Below are 14609 nucleotides of genomic sequence, written 5' to 3'. Positions count from 1 at the left end.
CGCGTAGGAATGAGCGGAGATAGCATAAAAAGCTTGGTAGCGGGGCGATTCCGGCCGATTCTCGCCTCACTCCGAGAGGAGCTGTCCCCGGGTGTTGACCATCCCGCCGTCGACGACCAGCGACGAGCCGTTGACGAAATCCGCGCGGTCGCTCGCGAGGAACACGGCGGCGTCGGCAACGTCCTCGGGTTCGCCCATCCGTCCGCGGGGGACCCCTGCGAGAAACGGGTTCTCGCCGTCCGGGTCGGTGCCGAGGTCCTCCCGCATCAGCCCCGTGTCGACGGGGCCGGGGTGGATCGCGTTGACCCGGACGTTCTCGTCGCCGAGCGCGTCGGCCAGCGCGTACGTCATCAGCCGGACCGCACCCTTCGAGGTGGAGTAGGTCACGTAGTCGCCGGCGCCTTCGAGGCCGGCGATGCTGGAGATGTTGATGATGCAGCCACCGTCGCCCTCGGCCATCCGCCGGGCGGCCCGCTGGGCGCCGAAGAACGTCCCCTTGACGTTCACGTCCATCACCTGATCGTACTCCGCTTCGGTGACCGACAGCAGCGACTCCACCCGCACGACGCCGGCGTTGTTCACCAGCACGTCGACGCCGCCGAACGCCTCGGCGGCGTCCATCGCGCCCTCGACGGCGTCCGGGTCGGACACGTCACACTCGACGAACGTCGCGTCGGCGTCGGTGTCGTCGCGGATACGCTCGGCGGTCGGCTGCCCGCCCTCGCGTGGTTCCGCGTCGAGGTCGGCGACGACCACGTCCGCGCCCTCGCCGGCGAACGCGAGCGCGATCGCGCGCCCGATCCCGCTCGCCGCGCCCGTCACGACCGCCGTCTGGCCCGTCAGGAGTTTCGTCATCGTCCGGTCGTGTGACTGACGGCGCATAAATCTACGTTGCGTGGTACCACACAACAGAAAATCCGGGGGCGATCAGTCGAGCAGTTTCTCCGCGTCGGCAAGCGTCTCGTCGAGCGTGACGAGGAACCGCGCCGCGTCGGCGCCGTCGACCACCCGGTGGTCGAAGGAGAGGCTGAACGTGATGTGTCGGGGGAACTCGATGCCGGCGTCGGTGTTGACCGGGCGCTCGCGGACGCGGTTGACGCCGAGGATCGCGATCTCGGGGGGGTTGATGATCGGCGTGAACGAGTCGCTGCCCACGACGCCGAGGTTCGACACCGTGAACGTCCCGCCGCTGAGGTCGTCGCCGTCGTACTCGCCGTCGAGCACGCGCTCGGTCAGCCGGCTTCGCTGTCGGGCGAGTTCGTCGATCGACTTCCCGCCCACGTCGGGGATGACCGGTGTGACGAGGCCGCCTTCGAGGTCGACCGCGATCCCGATGTTGTGCTCCTCGTACAGCGTGTGCGTCTCGCTGTCGGCGTCGAAGGTGGCGTTGAACTCGGGGTGTTCGTCCAGCGTCGCCGACACCGCGAGCAGCAACACGTCGGTGAGCGAGGCGTCGTCGCCGGCGGCCTCGGCCGCATCGAACGCCGCCTCGACCTCGACCTCCCGATCGACGGTGACGTGGGCGGCCTCGCGGTAGCTGGTGCTCAGCCGGTCGGCGATCGTCGAGCGCATCCCCGAGAACGTCCGCTCCTCGCGAATCGTCCGCCCGCCGGCGTCGCCCGCCGCGGCCGCCACGTCGTCGGCGACGATCCCGCCCTCGGGACCGGTGCCCTCGACCCGGGAGAGCGTCACCCCGAGCTCCTCGGCCCGGCGCTTGGCCCGCGGGCTCGCCCGGACGGTCCCGTCGTCGACCGACGGCTGTGCGGGCTCGCCCGCCGACCCCGGCGTCCCGTCGTCCTCGGTGGCCTCCGGCGTCGCCTCGGCGTCAGCCTCGTCGTCCTCGGTTTCGTCCGGCTCGACGTCGACCTCCGCCCGGAGCGACGAGATGTCGGCGTCCGGCGGCGCGAAGATGCCCATCGCGGCGCCGGGCGGCCCCTCCTCGCCGGCGTCGAGGTAGCGCTCCCGGAGCGCGCCGTCCTCGCGTGCCGCGACCTCGGCTGTCGACTTCTCGGACTCGATCTCGGCGATCACGTCCCCCTCCTCGGCCGTCTCACCCACGTCGAGGTACCACTCGATCACGATCCCCGTCTCCATCTCGACGCCGAGCTTCGGCATCCGGACGACGTATGGCATATACTCTCAAGAAGAGGCGAATACCGACAAAAAGCTGTTCGTCCCGGCGACTGAGGGGACGCCGGGAGTTATGCGGCTGCGGCCGCCAGTCCGTCCATGGTACTCACTCACGTCCGAGTGCTCGACAGCGTGACACAGCTCTCGGCCGACGCCGAACCGGGGGTCGTCGTCGCCGCGAGCCACGGCGGCGCCTACGCGGGCTACCTCGCGGCGCGGGCCGGGGTCCGCGGGGTGATCCTCAACGACGCCGGGGTCGGGAAGGGCGCGGCGGGCGTTAAGACCCTCCCGGCGTTCGACGAGCACGGCACGCCGGCGGCGACGGTGGCCCACGACAGCGCCCGCATCGGCGACGGCGCCGATACCGTCCGATCGGGGCGGATCAGCCGGGCCAACGACACGGCCGCCGCGCTCGGCTGCTCGGAGGGCGACGCGGTCGTCGACGCCGCCGAGCGGATGCGCGACGCCGAGCCAGCGCCGTCCCCGGCGGCGCGTTCGCCCGGCCGGTTCGAACTCGACGACGGCGACCCCGCAGTCTGGGGGATGGATTCGCTGTCGCTGATCCGGCCCGAGGACGACGGCCGGATCGCGATCACCGCGAGCCACGGCGCCCGACTCGCCGGGGAGGGCGACTCCTACATCGCGGGCGACGTGGCCGCCGCGGTGTTCAACGACGCCGGCGGCGGAAAGGACGGCGCCGGCCGGAGCCGACTCCCGTTCCTCGACGAGCGGAGCATCCCCGCGGCGACGGTCGCTCACGACACCGCCCGCATCGGCGACGCGCGTTCGACGTGGGAGGACGGCGTGGTGAGCGCAGTGAACGACACCGCGGCCGCCCGCGGCGCCTCGACCGGGATGGACTGTCGGGCATTCGTGGCGGCGTTGCGGGAGACGATAGATTGATGCCGCGAGCGCCGACGTGTGAGGTATGTTCACGCGCATCCACCACGTGGCGTTCGTGGTCGGCGATCTGGACGCGGCGACGGCCGCGTTCGAGTCACAGTTCGGCGTCGATCGGCTGGCTCGCGAGGAGATGACCGGGGAGTTCGAACTCGAGGTCGCGCTCTACCCGGTCGGCGACGCGCTGGTCGAGCTCATCACGCCGACGACCGAGTCCGGTTGGGTGTACGACCACTGGCGCGAGCACGGCGACGGATTCTTCCACATCGCCTTCGCCGTCGACGACATCCGGGAGCGGATGGCCGAGCTCCGGGCGGCGGGGGTCGGGTTCGCGAGCGAGGAGCCTCAGCAGGGGTACGACTGGCTGGTCGCGACGATGGCTGAAGCCGACACGCTCGCGCCCATGCAGTTGGTCGAGGACGACACGCCGCCGGAGGAGCGCCGGCGGCGGGCTACAGGTACTCGAGAATACTCAGACTGAGCGGCGGGTAGTAAGTGATCACCAGCAGCGCGATCGCGAGGATCACGTAGTAGTCCCGAGTCTCCCGGAACACGTCCCAGACCGGCTCGTCCGCGATGTCCGCCGAGAGGTACACCGAGAGCCCGAGCGGTGGGGTGAGCAGCCCGAGCATCAGGTTGAACACCATGATGACCCCCGCGTGGACCGGATCGACGCCGACCTCCGTCAGCGTGGGGACGACGATCGGCGTCATCATCACCAGCGCCGCGATCGGGTCGAGGAACAGCCCGATGAACAGCAGCACGAGGTTCACCAGGATCAGCACCACGATCGGGTTGGTCGACACCGACAGCACGGTCGTCTCGAACAGCCTGTCGACCCCCTCGACGGAGAGCACGTAGCTGAACACGCTCGCGGCGCCGAGGATTATCACGATCGTCCCGGTGGTCTCGACCGTCTCGGTGGCCGCGTTCCAGATGTACCGGAGGTTCAGGAACCGGTAGACGACGGTGTTGATCAGCAGGATGTAGAACACCGTCACCGCCGCGGCCTCGGTCGGGCTGAACAGCCCACCGAGCATCCCGGCGATGAGGATCACCGGCGTCAGCAGCGCCGGGAACGCCTTCGCGAACGAGGAGGCGATCTTGCTCAGCGAGGCCCGGTGGGAGTTGCTCGGGAGTCCGCGGGTCTTCGCGATGACCGCGGTGCCGAGCATCAGGAACGCGACGGTGAGCAGCGCCGGCAGCGCGCCCGCGAGCAGCAGCGAGACGACGGAGACCTCCGCGATGATCCCGTAGAGGATCAGCGGGATGCTCGGCGGGAAGATCGGGCCGGCCGTCGCCGACGCGCTGGTGACCGCCGCCGAGAAGTCGCCCTCGTAGCCGGCGTCCTTCATCGAGTCGATCAGGACGCGCCCGACGCCGCCGATGTCGGCGAGCGCCGAGCCGCTGATCCCCGAGAAGATCAGGCTGGTGAGGATGTTCACCTGCGCCAGCCCGCCGTCGTAGTGGCCGACCACGTCGTCGGCGAAGTCGAAGATCTTCTCGGTGATCTCGCCGTGGTTCATCAGCGAGCCGACGTAGATGAACAGCGGGATGGCCAGCAGCGTGAACGAGTCCAGCTCCCGGACCATGTTCACCGCGGGGAACAGCAACGGCTGGCCGCTGACGAAGCTGTACAGCGCGGCCGGCACCAGCAGCGCGATCCACACCGGCACCCGCATCGAGGCCAGCGCCACGAACATCAGCACCGCGATCAGACCCAGCACCGCCATCAGCGACGCACCTCCTGCACCGCGGAGTAGATGCGGTAGGCGTAGATCGACAGCAGGAACCCCGCCCCGAGCGTCGACGCCGCGTAGTAGAACGGGATCGGGATGTCGACGGCCGGCGACGTGGAGTCGGCGAACGTCACCATCGCGATTATCGAGCCGACGAAGATGACGTACGCCGCGTACGTGCCCACGAGCGTCACGAAGATGTCGTGGAGCGGCTGCCAGCGCTCGGGGATGCGGTCGGTGAAGTAGTCGATCTCGATGTGGCGCCGCTCCCACTCCAGGGCGCCGACGATCATGAACGTGAGCCAGACCGCGGCGGCCTGTGCGACGATCTGGAGCCCGCTGATGCCGAGGCTCAGGTTCCGTGAGACGACACGGACCAGCATCAAAACGAGGATGAGCAGCAGCGCTACCGCCGAGCCGCGATACAGCGCACTCGTCGCCCGGTCGAACGCGCGCTCGACCCGCGACATCTATTCCGCGGGGTAGCCGTTGCCGTGCAGCTGTTCGATCGTGTCGATCAGGTCGGGGAACTGGTCCCGGATGCGCTGGCGGGTCGCGCTCCGGAACGCGTCCATGTCGAGGTCCTCCGGCGGCACGATCGTGAGGCCGTTCTCACGCATGAACGAGCGGTGGTCCTCGAGGTTCGACTGGAGCGTCTCGGTCGCGCGGGACTGGTTCTCGCGCACCGCGTCGTACATGATCTGCTGTTGGTTGTCGGTGAGGTCGTCCTGGAAGATCCCCTCGTTGATGATGATCGCCAGCGGCACGTGCATGTGGTCGGTCTCGATGATGTGGCTCTGGTTCTCCCAGATGCCCGAACTCCGGATGATGTTGTAGGGGTTCTCCTGCCCCTGGATCGAGCCCGAGGCCAGCGCCTGTGGCACCTCCGAGAAGTCGATGTTCGTCGTCTCGGCGCCGAGGCCGACGAGCGCCTGCTCGTACATGCCGATCGGCACCGCACGCATCCGGTACTCGCCCAGTTCCTCGGGGTTCGTCGGCGGCTCGCCCTCGACGTTCAGCGTACACCGGCGGGTGCCCTGCACCACCGCGCCGAGCGACCGGATGTTGGTCTCCGAAGCGAGGTTCTCGATGACGTTCTGTGCGATCTCGCTGTCCTGCGGGTCGGTCTTCTCGTAGATGTCCTCGTAGGGGTTCTCCGGGTCGTAGAGGTACGGCGCGTCGAACACCTGTGCCGGCTGGTACTGGGTCCCCGTCAGCGCGTAGGGGATGACGTACATCTCCAGCGACCCCGAGGAGACGTTCTCGATCGACTCGATCTGGCCCCCCAACTCGCTGTTGCGGTACACCTCGATCTCGATGTCGCCGTCGGTCTCGGCCTCGACGTACTCTTTGATCCACGCCCCGGCGTCGCCGTGCACTGAACCCTCCGCGGCCGGCGAATTGACCCGAAGCGTCGTCGTCCCTCCGGTTAGCGAAGAGACACACCCGCTCAGTCCGGCGAAGCTACCGACCGCTGCGCCCGCTTTCAGGTACGTTCGTCGCGTGGTCGTTGGCTGATTGTCACCATCTACCATGGGCTATGGGCGGGCTAATGGGGTAAATAGCTTAGGCAAGCGTAAGTCAATATACGTCTCAATAGATGATAGATGTTTGATGCTATTGTCGGAATTCAATAATGAGTATCCGAGAGCGCCGCTACGGGGCGAATACACTTCGTTACGGGATCCGAGCGGCGTTGGATCGAACGGTATACACTCAAACTGTCAGTTCCCCCCGGTTCCAGTCGCGGCCGACGCCGGGCGAACGGTCGGGAGGCGGTCCTGCGGCGCTTCTGTGAACTGCTGGCCGGCGACGGGGCGCCGAACGAGACGCTGCCGTAACGGCGTCGACGACCGGGGCGACTGCCCTCAGGACTGCGGCCCGAGGTACCCCCACGCCTGCAGTCGGTCGCCGTCGCCGTCGATCCAGCGCTCGCCGATGTCGTCGCGGTAGTACATGTTGGGCATCACGATGTCGTCGATGCGGTCGTACGCCTGCTCCCGTGCGGCCGCCATCGTCTCCCCTTTCCCGGTCACGACGATCGGCATCCCGTTGTCGCCGGCGACGCGCCACTGCCCGTCGACCTTCTTCGCGTCCTCGATGTGGATCCCGTCACGGCTCTCGGTCTCGAACACGACCGCGGCGTTCCGGGAGCTCTCGTCGTACGTCTCCTCGTCGTCGAACGGGAACGGCGGCAGGACGATCCGGACCGCGATCTGGTAGCCGCCGTGTACGTCGAGGTCGGGGTCGTTCCCGTGGGCGAGGTCGTAGAAGAACTGCCCCGTCGAGGACTCGAACGACTCCTCCTGCAGCGCGATCGTCGGATAGCCGAACCGAGGGGTGAACTCCAGCGGGTAGATTCCGTTCTCGTTGACGATGCAGTTGATGTCGATACTGCCGACGTACCCCTCGTTCGCGAGCCAGCCTTCGAGCCTCCCGAACGTCTCCTCGAACAGTTCGTTCCGCCCGGCCCAGAACATCGACGTGCCCATCTCGCCGGTCGAGGGCCCGATGTTGCCCGGGAACAGCTTCTTGTGCTCGAAGTTGAAGTTCACCCGATCGACGAACTCGTTCCCGTCGAAGAACCCGCAGATGGCGACCTCGACGCCTTCGACCTTCCGCTGCAGCTGGAACCCCTTCATCCGGTGGCCCCACGCCTTCTCGTACGCCCGCAGGACGTCGATCACGTCGCTGCCGTCGTCCTCGTTCCCGACGTACAGCAGGCGTTTGACGTTCTGGACTTCACCGAGCGGTTTGATGACGTACGGGGCGGGGTTCTCCCGGACGTGCCGAATCCCCTCCTCGAAATCGTCGAAGACGTGGTGCTCGACGGTGTTGACCCCGTGGTCCTCGAGGATCTCCATCGCGTACCCGCGGTCCTCCTCAAGCCGGTCGGTGTTTGGTGTGCCGCCGACGACGGCTTTCCCCTCCTCGCGGAGCTCCTGCGCGAGCTTCCCCGTCCCGACGCTGTCGCCCACCCAGATGTCGTCGAAAATGATCACGTCGGCCCAGTCGACTTCCGCCTCCCAGTCGTCGGTCTTGGGGACGAAGCCGTCGCCGATCTCCTGATCGCTCTCGGCTTCGATGTGGTACTTCACGTCGTGGCCCTCCCGGTGGACCTGCCACGCGAGGTCGGTGATCAGCGCGGCGTCGGCCGAGACGAACAGGAACTTCTTCGTGTCCATACCGGCCGTTCAGCCGCCGGGGTAGAGGCTCTTTCGCCGATAGCGGAGAGAAACTGCCGCTTACAGCCGGCGGTCCCGCAGCGCCGGGAACTCCTCGCGGACCGCCTCGACGCGGGAGGGCGACAGCTCGGCCGTCACCAGTTCAGGGTCGTCGTCGCAGGTCGAAATCGGAGTCCCCCAGGGGTCGTACACCGTCGAGCGGCCGACGAGGCGGTCGTCGCCCATCTCCCCGGCGCCGTTGACCGCGGCGACGTAGGCGAGGTTCTCGATGGCCCGCGAGCGCGGGAGCGTCCGCCAGTGCTCGACCCGGGGGTAGGGCCACGCGCTCGGCACCAGCACCAGCGAGACGCCGTCGTCGGCGAGCTTCCGGTAGAGCTCGGGGAACCGCAGGTCGTAGCAGGTGGTCATCCCGACGGTGAACCCCTCGAACTCGACGGTCGGCAGCGACTCGCCGGGCGTGAGCAGTTGGTTCTCCGCCGAGTCGTAGCCGAACAGGTGCTGCTTGCGGTACACCGCCTGCACCTCGCCCGCGCGGTCGAGGAACACCGAGGCGTTGGCCAGTCCCTCGGAATCGGGCGTCGAAAACCCCGTCTCGGCGCTGACTTGGAGATCCTCGACGATGCTGCCGGCTTGGACAGCGACGCCGTGGTCGGCGGCGACCGCGGCGATCCGCTTCAGCGTCGGCCCGTCGAGTCCCTCCGCTTCCCGGGCGTAGGAGTCGAACGCGAAGTAGCCGACGTTGAACATCTCGGGCAGACAGACGAGGTCGGCGCCGTCCGCGGCCGCGCGCTCGATCGCCGCGACCGCGCGGTCGACGTTCGCCTCGACGTGGCCCGCCTCGACGCGGTGCTGGGCCAGCGCGACCGTGATCGCGTCGTCGCCGTCGCCGATCTCGCTCATGCTTTCAGCCCCAACTCCTCGCGGAGTGCGGCTTCGAGGTTGTCGAGTTCGGACTCGAAGTTCTTCTTGAAGAAGCGCTCGACGCCGGGGAGCCGGCCGTCGACGACGAACTCGTTGTGCAGCGTCGTCGTCTCGCCGTCGGACTCGATGGTGTGGGTGCCGGTCACCCGCAGCGCCGTGGACTTACCGACGAACTTGACGCGGTTCGGCGGGTCGCGCTCGACGTCCTCGGTCTCGATTGCGACGGTCGCGCCCACGCCCGGGATCGGGAGGCTGACGTGCCACGTCGCCTCCCGGCCGGCTTCGTCGGCGACTTCGTACGATTCGACGACGCTGATCGCCTCGGCGCGCTTGGCGGGGTCCGCGATGAACTCCCACACCTGCTCGGCCGGGGCGTCGAACGTGAAGGTCCGTTCGACACGGACGGTCATACCCCAGGCTACGGGTCGGGGGGTGATAACGGGTAGGGACTGCGGCCGACGGTGTCGCCCGACGTCCCACCACAAAACCCTTTCCGGGGTCAGCCGACCCACGGCCATGGACGAGCAGGTTGCGGACGCCCTCCGGCGTGCGTTCCCGGACCGGGAGATCGCCGAAGTAGGATCGACCGGACCTTCCTGGAACGATCTGAACCGGACTGTCGAACTGACGTTCACCGACGGCGAGACGATCTATCTCAAGATCTCGACGACCGGAGACGGCGAACGTGTGGCCCGCGAGCGATCAGTCATCGGTTACGTCGCGGAGAACGTCGACGTGCCGGTGCCGGCGATCACGGCTGCGGAGCCGGAGTACGAGGTACCGTATCTCGCGACCGCGGCAGTCGACGGCGATCCCCTGATCCGGCGTTGGGCCGACGCGAACACGGAGGAGCGGTCGACGCTCGTCACGGAAGCCGCGCGGACGTTCGCGACGCTGCACGCCGAGCGGTTCGACAGCCACGGTCGGATCGTCGGCGGCGGTCCCGACGGGCTCGCGCTCGAGGAGGGGTCGTGGACCGACGTGCTGATCGGGCAGATCGAGCAGATGCGCCGAATCGCGCCGGCGGAACGGTTCCCGAACTGTTTCGACGCAGTGATCGCTGCCGTCGAGGCGAATCGAGAGCGACTCGACGGGGCGCCCGCGGCACTGCTTCACGGCGATCCAGCCCACCCCAACGGATTCCTCACCGACGGGCGTGTCGGCCTGTTGGACTGGGAGATCGCCCACGTCGGAGACCCGGCACGCGAGCTCCACCGGGCACACCGTCAGCTCCTCGGTTCGCAGTACTTCGATGTCGCGGACGAACTGGAGGCTGTGCTGCTCGACGCCTACCGGGAGACTGCAGGCTCACTGCCGGAGGGGTTCGAGGCCAGGCGGGAGATCTACGAAGCGGTCGGCTACCTCGGACGGGCGGGCTTCTTCTCGAAGTGGGCGCCCGACGACGAGCGGCCGGACGAGGAGCTCGCGGCGGAAGTCGGGGCGGAGATGGAGCGGCGGCTGGCGAAAATTCGCTAGGCTGCGGTGCTGCTACCCCTGGGGCTCGACACGCCAGGTCGTGGATTTCGAGCGTCCCCACTTCTCGATCTCCACGTCGTCGGACTTCTCCGCCAGCGTCGGCAGTCGGCTGCCGACCTGCTTGGCCGAGAGGCCGATCGACTCGGCGATGTTCTTGGCCCGGAAGTACCGATCCCCAGAGGAGACGCTGTGGCGTAGGTACGCGACGATGCGTGCCTCCTCCTCGGTGTACTCGGTCATTCGTCGTGGCGTAGGGCGTTCGCGTTCTTAACGGTTTCCCGGCTACTCCCCCCAGAACAGGTGGATCGCGGCGACGGCGCCGACGCCGACGGTCATCGCGACCGCGAACGGCACCGCCGCGGCGTGCATCCCGCTGTCGAACGTCGCGCTCGGGTCGACCAGCGCCAGCCACGCCGCGGCCAGCAGCGCGACCACGGAGAGGGTGACGCCGATCCCGAGACCCAGATCGGACGAGTTTTCGTGTGCCATACTCCCGCCTCCGGGGGGCCGAAACGTAGTTCTTGCGACCGACCTCTTGCTGCGCGGCGCCGATGGAACGCTGTCCACACTTCCGCCGCAGATGCGGTGGCGCGAAGCGGGCGCGCCTCCGTGCGCGACCCGAGCGCGAGGGACGAACGAGCGAACGGAGTGAGCGAGTGAGTCGGCTGGGGAGGCGTGTGGGCTGTGCGGTCGGGTAGGACTGAAAGGGGCTGCCCGCTCGGCGAAGCACGGCGACGCAAGCACCGCAGGAGGGAACGAAGTGACCGACGAGGAGCGCAGCGAGTCGCGCGAGCCGAGCGGGGAGGGGCTTTCACGGTGTTGTCGTACTCACGCTTCACAAAACAGGTGGACCAATTGATCAATAACCGACTGAAACGCCCCCAACCACGACCGACCAATAATCGAACCGCAACCCCGAAACCCCACGGTGGTAATCGAGAGCCATGGAGACGACGCGCCACTTCACTGCCACCGTCTACATCGTCAACGACGGCGCCGCGGCCCTGCACTACCACCCGAAACTGGGAATTCACATCCCCCCGGGCGGCCACGTCGACCGCGACGAACTCCCCCACGAGGCCGGCCTGCGCGAGACGCGCGAGGAGACCGGCCTCGAACCGACGCTACTCGACGACACCGAGCCAGTCGGCGCGCCCGCGGGGCGAACCCTCCCCACCCCGCGGGAGCAACTCCTGTACGACATCGACACCGACGGCGAGGACGTGTTCCACCAGCACGTCGACCACATCTACTTCGCGACGGTCCCGAGCCGAGAGATCGACCCCGCCCCAGGTGAGGCCGGTGCCGACGCGTGGGACTGGTACGACCGCGACGACCTGCAGGAGAGCCACGTCGACGCCGACACGCGGGCACTCGCGCTGCGTGCGATCGAGGCCGCCGAGGAGAGCTAACTACGCCTCGCCCGCCACGAGCGCGTCGATGTACTGCCCGACGTGATCGTCCATCCGGCGCTTGTAGCCGGCCTGTCGAGCCAGCCGGTCCAACTCCCGTGCGGCGTAGGTGCCGTACTGGACGGCCTTCTTCTCGGCCCCGCGAACGTCGTCCGGAACCACGTCCGCGACCGCTCGGCGGAGCGCGATCTTCCGCTCCTCGTCGGTCGCGAGCAGGTCCGCGGGCAGTCGGAGCGCGGCGTCGACCACGCGGTCGTGGAGCAGCGGCGCGACCGGCTCGACACCGGCGGCCCGGAGCGTCAGCACGTCCCGCGGGAGCTGGTCGGGCAGGCTCCGGACCACCTCCCGCGTCGCGCCGCGAACCGTATCGGCGTCGACGCGGTGGTCCTCGGCGGGGTCGACGACCTTGCGGTAGCCGCCAAACAGTTCGTCGGCGCCCTGCCCGACCGCGAGCCGGTCGAAGCCGTCCGCGGCGGCCCGCTCGGCGACGAAGTACAGCGGGAGGGCGATCCCCACGTCCATGGCGTTCGAGCGCCCCGTCGCGCGGACGATCTCCGGGACCGCGCGCTCGATATCGTCGTGGTCGAACGCGACCACGCGGAGGTCGCGATCCATCGCGTCGGCGGCCTCGCGGGCCGCGTCCACGTCGTGGGACTCGGCGTCGGCGAAGCCGGCGACGTAGCAGGGCGCCTCGGGCACCCCCGCGGCGACGGCCGCGGAGTCGACGCCGCCGGAGAAGGCGACTGCGAGTCCGTCGGGACTCGGCTCGCGGACGCTCGTGAGCACGGCGTCGCGAACGGCGTCGACGGCGGTCCCGTGGTCCGTCTCGGTCGTTGGGTTCGGGAGCGACCACACCTCGCCCCGGGCGTCGTCCGGTTCGATGACCGTGCCGGCGTCGAGCAGTTCGGGGTCGGTCAGATCCGTCGGGTCGAAGCTCCACTCTCTGCCGTCGCTCGCGGCGTCGAGGTAGAGCGGTTCGCGGCCGAGGACGTCACGGACGAGCCGACCGTCGACTTCGCCGGCGAAGCCCCCCGTTCCGGGTAGTGGATCGCCGGACTCCATCGCCGCCCAGACCGTCGACGCGTCGGCGCCGCGGAGCGGTTCGGTCATCGGAACAGTTCGCGCACGCCGCGCTGGACCCGGCGTTTCACGCCGCCGGCGGCCTGCCGGAACGAGATGCGCCACGGCGTCTTCTGGCCGACGACGCTGGTCCGGCCCTGCTGGATCGCCCGCAGGATCGCGTCGACGTTGCGTTCGTCGATCCCGATCTCCGTGATCGCCTGTCCGACCATCTCCGAGATGTGGGCGTCGCTCCCGGCGGTCTTGGGCACGTCGTGGGCGGTCGCGAACCGCTCGGCCTGTCGGTTCGACCGACCCGTGAGGAGGCGGGAGTTGTACACCTCGATCGCGTCGGCGCTCGCGAGCTGTTCGTCGGAGACGTGGGCGGCGACGCCGTGGCGCGAGCTCTGGAACGGATGGGGGACGATGGCGATGCCGCCCTGTTCGTGGATGCGGTCGAGCGTCTCGTCGTAGTCAAGCCCCGAGGGGATCGCCTCCTCGATCCCCAGCGCGAGCACGTGGCCGGCCGCGGAGGTGACCTCCATCCCGACGATGCCGACGAGCCCGTACTCCTCGGCCAGCGCGGCGGCCTCGTGGCTCGCGTCGATCTCGTCGTGGTCGGTGACGGCGATGGCGTCGAGGCCGACGGCCGCGGCCTGTTCGACCAGCAGGTCCACTGGGTCACGGCCGTCATGGGACAGCTCGGAGTGACAGTGCAGCTCGGCCGAAAGCACGGGCCGGGGTTGGCGGCCGGCCGTAAAAAGGCGTCCGGTCCGGCCGGGGGGACTGTGGCTTTAGGACGGCCAAAACTATCGGATATCTGAAAAGAGTTATGCCGGTCGAGACGAAAGGTGAGACATGGGACTGGCCGGGAGCCTCGCGTTCGTGTTCGTCGCCGGACTCGTCACGGATCTGGCGACCGGGCTCGGAGCGCTGCCGTTCTTCTACACCGACGAGATCAGCGACCGCTGGAACGTCGCGCTGTGGGGGCTGGCGTCGGGGATCATGGTGTCGGCGTCGCTGTTCGGCCTGTTCAACGAGGGGCTGGCCTACTCCACGGGGCTTCCCCTCCTGCTCCTCGGCGGCATCGTCGCCGGCGCGGCGCTGGTCGAGGTCTCGGACCGCATCCTCGACCGGATCGACATCGGAGGCGACGACGCCGAAACCGACGGGGGCCACAGCCACGATGAGGCCGACGGCGGTCACAATCACGACGACGCCGACGGCGGCCACAGCCACGACGAGCACCGACTGGAGGCCGAGGCGTTCGCGGCGGGCGACATCAAGAAGCTCGCGCTCATCCTCGGCATCCTCACGATCCACAGCTTCCCGGAGGGCGTCGCCGTCGGCGTCTCCTTCGCGGAGTTGGGGCTGGAGGGGGGTGTCCCGATTCTCGGCTTCTCGGTCCCCGTGCTCGCGGTGTTCATGACGATCGCTATCTCGATCCACAACGTCCCCGAGGGGACGGCGATCGCGATCCCGATGCGGGCGATGGGCCTCTCGAACTGGCGGATGGTGGGTGCCGCGGTGTTCTCGAGTCTCCCCCAGCCGGTCGGCGCGGTGATCGCGTTCGTGTTCGTGCGCTGGGCGCAGTCGTTTCTCCCGTTCGGCTTCGGGTTCGCCGCGGGCGCGATGGTGTATCTCGTCGCGACGGAGTTCGTCCCCGAGGCGCTCGAAACGGGGACGGATCTCCCCGGTGGCGGTCGCCGGGTGCTGGTCGTGGGGTTCGCTGCCGGCGTGGCGGTGATGCTGCCGCTGCTGTTCGTCTGACCCTGCGCCGCCGACCG

General features: G+C 68.6%; 17 protein-coding genes. 5 read left to right on the top strand and 12 right to left on the bottom strand.

Going from position 1 to position 14609, the window contains the following annotated elements; genetic code table 11:
• Positions 1 to 66: 66 nt before the first annotated feature.
• Both ACYQZ5_RS08105 and ACYQZ5_RS08100 read right to left on the bottom strand, forming a co-directional pair.
• Entirely contained in the window at positions 67 to 855 is a 789-nt protein-coding gene (locus tag ACYQZ5_RS08105) for an SDR family oxidoreductase (protein ID WP_379817987.1), read from the bottom strand.
• A gap of 72 nt (positions 856 to 927) precedes the next feature.
• Positions 928 to 2133: a dihydrolipoamide acetyltransferase family protein gene (locus ACYQZ5_RS08100; protein ID WP_459845773.1), complete on the bottom strand. Its 1206-nt coding sequence runs from the start codon at positions 2131 to 2133 to the stop codon at positions 928 to 930.
• Positions 2134 to 2229: 96 nt separating this feature from the next.
• On the opposite strand from ACYQZ5_RS08100, the gene ACYQZ5_RS08095 reads away from it, so the two are divergent.
• Both ACYQZ5_RS08095 and ACYQZ5_RS08090 read left to right on the top strand, forming a co-directional pair.
• Positions 2230 to 3033 (top strand): hypothetical protein, encoded by an 804-nt coding sequence (locus tag ACYQZ5_RS08095; protein WP_459845771.1) that lies wholly within the window; start codon positions 2230 to 2232, stop codon positions 3031 to 3033.
• A 25-nt stretch (positions 3034 to 3058) separates the two neighbouring features.
• Positions 3059 to 3511: a VOC family protein gene (locus ACYQZ5_RS08090; protein WP_379731058.1), complete on the top strand. Its 453-nt coding sequence runs from the start codon at positions 3059 to 3061 to the stop codon at positions 3509 to 3511.
• Here the strand turns inward: ACYQZ5_RS08090 and ACYQZ5_RS08085 are convergent.
• The 6 genes from ACYQZ5_RS08085 to ACYQZ5_RS08060 all read right to left on the bottom strand — a co-directional run bounded on the left by ACYQZ5_RS08085 (position 3483) and on the right by ACYQZ5_RS08060 (position 9285).
• The gene (locus ACYQZ5_RS08085) at positions 3483 to 4763 is read right to left on the bottom strand and encodes a TRAP transporter large permease (protein ID WP_379731057.1); all 1281 of its coding nucleotides are present in this window, start codon (positions 4761 to 4763) and stop codon (positions 3483 to 3485) included. The two genes, ACYQZ5_RS08090 and ACYQZ5_RS08085, sit on opposite strands and share 29 nt — an antisense overlap.
• Entirely contained in the window at positions 4763 to 5239 is a 477-nt protein-coding gene (locus ACYQZ5_RS08080; RefSeq protein ID WP_379731056.1) for a TRAP transporter small permease, read from the bottom strand. Before ACYQZ5_RS08080 ends, ACYQZ5_RS08085 begins: the two co-directional genes overlap by 1 nt.
• Positions 5240 to 6304: a TRAP transporter substrate-binding protein DctP gene (dctP, locus tag ACYQZ5_RS08075; protein WP_379731055.1), complete on the bottom strand. Its 1065-nt coding sequence runs from the start codon at positions 6302 to 6304 to the stop codon at positions 5240 to 5242.
• A 333-nt stretch (positions 6305 to 6637) separates the two neighbouring features.
• The gene (locus ACYQZ5_RS08070) at positions 6638 to 7954 is read right to left on the bottom strand and encodes a phosphoribosylamine--glycine ligase (RefSeq protein ID WP_379731054.1); all 1317 of its coding nucleotides are present in this window, start codon (positions 7952 to 7954) and stop codon (positions 6638 to 6640) included.
• A gap of 60 nt (positions 7955 to 8014) precedes the next feature.
• Complete coding sequence (locus tag ACYQZ5_RS08065; RefSeq protein ID WP_379731060.1) at positions 8015 to 8824, bottom strand: carbon-nitrogen family hydrolase; 810 nt, start codon at positions 8822 to 8824, stop codon at positions 8015 to 8017.
• Between the two features lie 26 nt (positions 8825 to 8850).
• The gene (locus ACYQZ5_RS08060) at positions 8851 to 9285 is read right to left on the bottom strand and encodes an SRPBCC family protein (protein WP_379731053.1); all 435 of its coding nucleotides are present in this window, start codon (positions 9283 to 9285) and stop codon (positions 8851 to 8853) included.
• A gap of 106 nt (positions 9286 to 9391) precedes the next feature.
• Here ACYQZ5_RS08060 and ACYQZ5_RS08055 point away from each other — a divergent pair, with 106 nt between their 5' ends.
• Positions 9392 to 10351 (top strand): phosphotransferase family protein, encoded by a 960-nt coding sequence (locus tag ACYQZ5_RS08055; RefSeq protein ID WP_379731051.1) that lies wholly within the window; start codon positions 9392 to 9394, stop codon positions 10349 to 10351.
• A 12-nt stretch (positions 10352 to 10363) separates the two neighbouring features.
• Here ACYQZ5_RS08055 and ACYQZ5_RS08050 read toward each other — a convergent pair whose 3' ends face one another.
• Complete coding sequence (locus tag ACYQZ5_RS08050; protein ID WP_379731050.1) at positions 10364 to 10591, bottom strand: DUF7123 family protein; 228 nt, start codon at positions 10589 to 10591, stop codon at positions 10364 to 10366.
• 42 nt (positions 10592 to 10633) lie between these two features.
• Entirely contained in the window at positions 10634 to 10840 is a 207-nt protein-coding gene (locus ACYQZ5_RS08045; RefSeq protein WP_379731049.1) for a DUF7525 family protein, read from the bottom strand.
• Between the two features lie 455 nt (positions 10841 to 11295).
• Here ACYQZ5_RS08045 and ACYQZ5_RS08040 point away from each other — a divergent pair, with 455 nt between their 5' ends.
• A complete protein-coding gene (locus tag ACYQZ5_RS08040) occupies positions 11296 to 11763 on the top strand; it encodes an NUDIX hydrolase (protein ID WP_379731048.1) in 468 nt (155 codons plus the stop codon).
• Here the strand turns inward: ACYQZ5_RS08040 and ACYQZ5_RS08035 are convergent, their stop codons facing one another.
• Entirely contained in the window at positions 11764 to 12873 is a 1110-nt protein-coding gene (locus ACYQZ5_RS08035; protein WP_459845766.1) for an asparagine synthase C-terminal domain-containing protein, read from the bottom strand.
• Positions 12870 to 13556 carry a PHP domain-containing protein gene (locus ACYQZ5_RS08030; protein ID WP_379732200.1) on the bottom strand — a complete coding sequence of 229 codons (687 nt, stop codon included), beginning with the start codon at positions 13554 to 13556 and terminating at the stop codon, positions 12870 to 12872. Before ACYQZ5_RS08030 ends, ACYQZ5_RS08035 begins: the two co-directional genes overlap by 4 nt.
• Positions 13557 to 13680: 124 nt before the next feature.
• Between ACYQZ5_RS08030 and ACYQZ5_RS08025 the strand changes: the two genes are divergently transcribed.
• Complete coding sequence (locus ACYQZ5_RS08025) at positions 13681 to 14592, top strand: ZIP family metal transporter (protein WP_379732201.1); 912 nt, start codon at positions 13681 to 13683, stop codon at positions 14590 to 14592.
• Positions 14593 to 14609 lie beyond the last annotated feature (17 nt).

The sequence above is a fragment of the Halolamina salina genome, assembly GCF_054653455.1.
The sequence above is the reverse complement of the archived record's forward strand: the minus strand, read 5'-3'. Positions and strand labels throughout refer to the sequence as shown.

What these genes read in the sequence shown, in the direction of transcription:
- ACYQZ5_RS08105 (WP_379817987.1), bottom strand. Translation starts at nt 855, where the DNA reads ATGACGAAACTCCTGACGGGCCAGACGGCGGTCGTGACGGGCGCGGCG.
- ACYQZ5_RS08095 (WP_459845771.1), top strand. Translation starts at nt 2,230, where the DNA reads ATGGTACTCACTCACGTCCGAGTGCTCGACAGCGTGACACAGCTCTCG.
- ACYQZ5_RS08040 (WP_379731048.1), top strand. Translation starts at nt 11,296, where the DNA reads ATGGAGACGACGCGCCACTTCACTGCCACCGTCTACATCGTCAACGAC.
- ACYQZ5_RS08050 (WP_379731050.1), bottom strand. Translation starts at nt 10,591, where the DNA reads ATGACCGAGTACACCGAGGAGGAGGCACGCATCGTCGCGTACCTACGC.
- ACYQZ5_RS08085 (WP_379731057.1), bottom strand. Translation starts at nt 4,763, where the DNA reads ATGGCGGTGCTGGGTCTGATCGCGGTGCTGATGTTCGTGGCGCTGGCC.
- ACYQZ5_RS08035 (WP_459845766.1), bottom strand. Translation starts at nt 12,873, where the DNA reads ATGACCGAACCGCTCCGCGGCGCCGACGCGTCGACGGTCTGGGCGGCG.
- ACYQZ5_RS08070 (WP_379731054.1), bottom strand. Translation starts at nt 7,954, where the DNA reads ATGGACACGAAGAAGTTCCTGTTCGTCTCGGCCGACGCCGCGCTGATC.
- dctP (WP_379731055.1), bottom strand. Translation starts at nt 6,304, where the DNA reads ATGGTAGATGGTGACAATCAGCCAACGACCACGCGACGAACGTACCTG.
- ACYQZ5_RS08090 (WP_379731058.1), top strand. Translation starts at nt 3,059, where the DNA reads ATGTTCACGCGCATCCACCACGTGGCGTTCGTGGTCGGCGATCTGGAC.
- ACYQZ5_RS08055 (WP_379731051.1), top strand. Translation starts at nt 9,392, where the DNA reads ATGGACGAGCAGGTTGCGGACGCCCTCCGGCGTGCGTTCCCGGACCGG.
- ACYQZ5_RS08060 (WP_379731053.1), bottom strand. Translation starts at nt 9,285, where the DNA reads ATGACCGTCCGTGTCGAACGGACCTTCACGTTCGACGCCCCGGCCGAG.
- ACYQZ5_RS08100 (WP_459845773.1), bottom strand. Translation starts at nt 2,133, where the DNA reads ATGCCATACGTCGTCCGGATGCCGAAGCTCGGCGTCGAGATGGAGACG.
- ACYQZ5_RS08045 (WP_379731049.1), bottom strand. Translation starts at nt 10,840, where the DNA reads ATGGCACACGAAAACTCGTCCGATCTGGGTCTCGGGATCGGCGTCACC.
- ACYQZ5_RS08025 (WP_379732201.1), top strand. Translation starts at nt 13,681, where the DNA reads ATGGGACTGGCCGGGAGCCTCGCGTTCGTGTTCGTCGCCGGACTCGTC.
- ACYQZ5_RS08080 (WP_379731056.1), bottom strand. Translation starts at nt 5,239, where the DNA reads ATGTCGCGGGTCGAGCGCGCGTTCGACCGGGCGACGAGTGCGCTGTAT.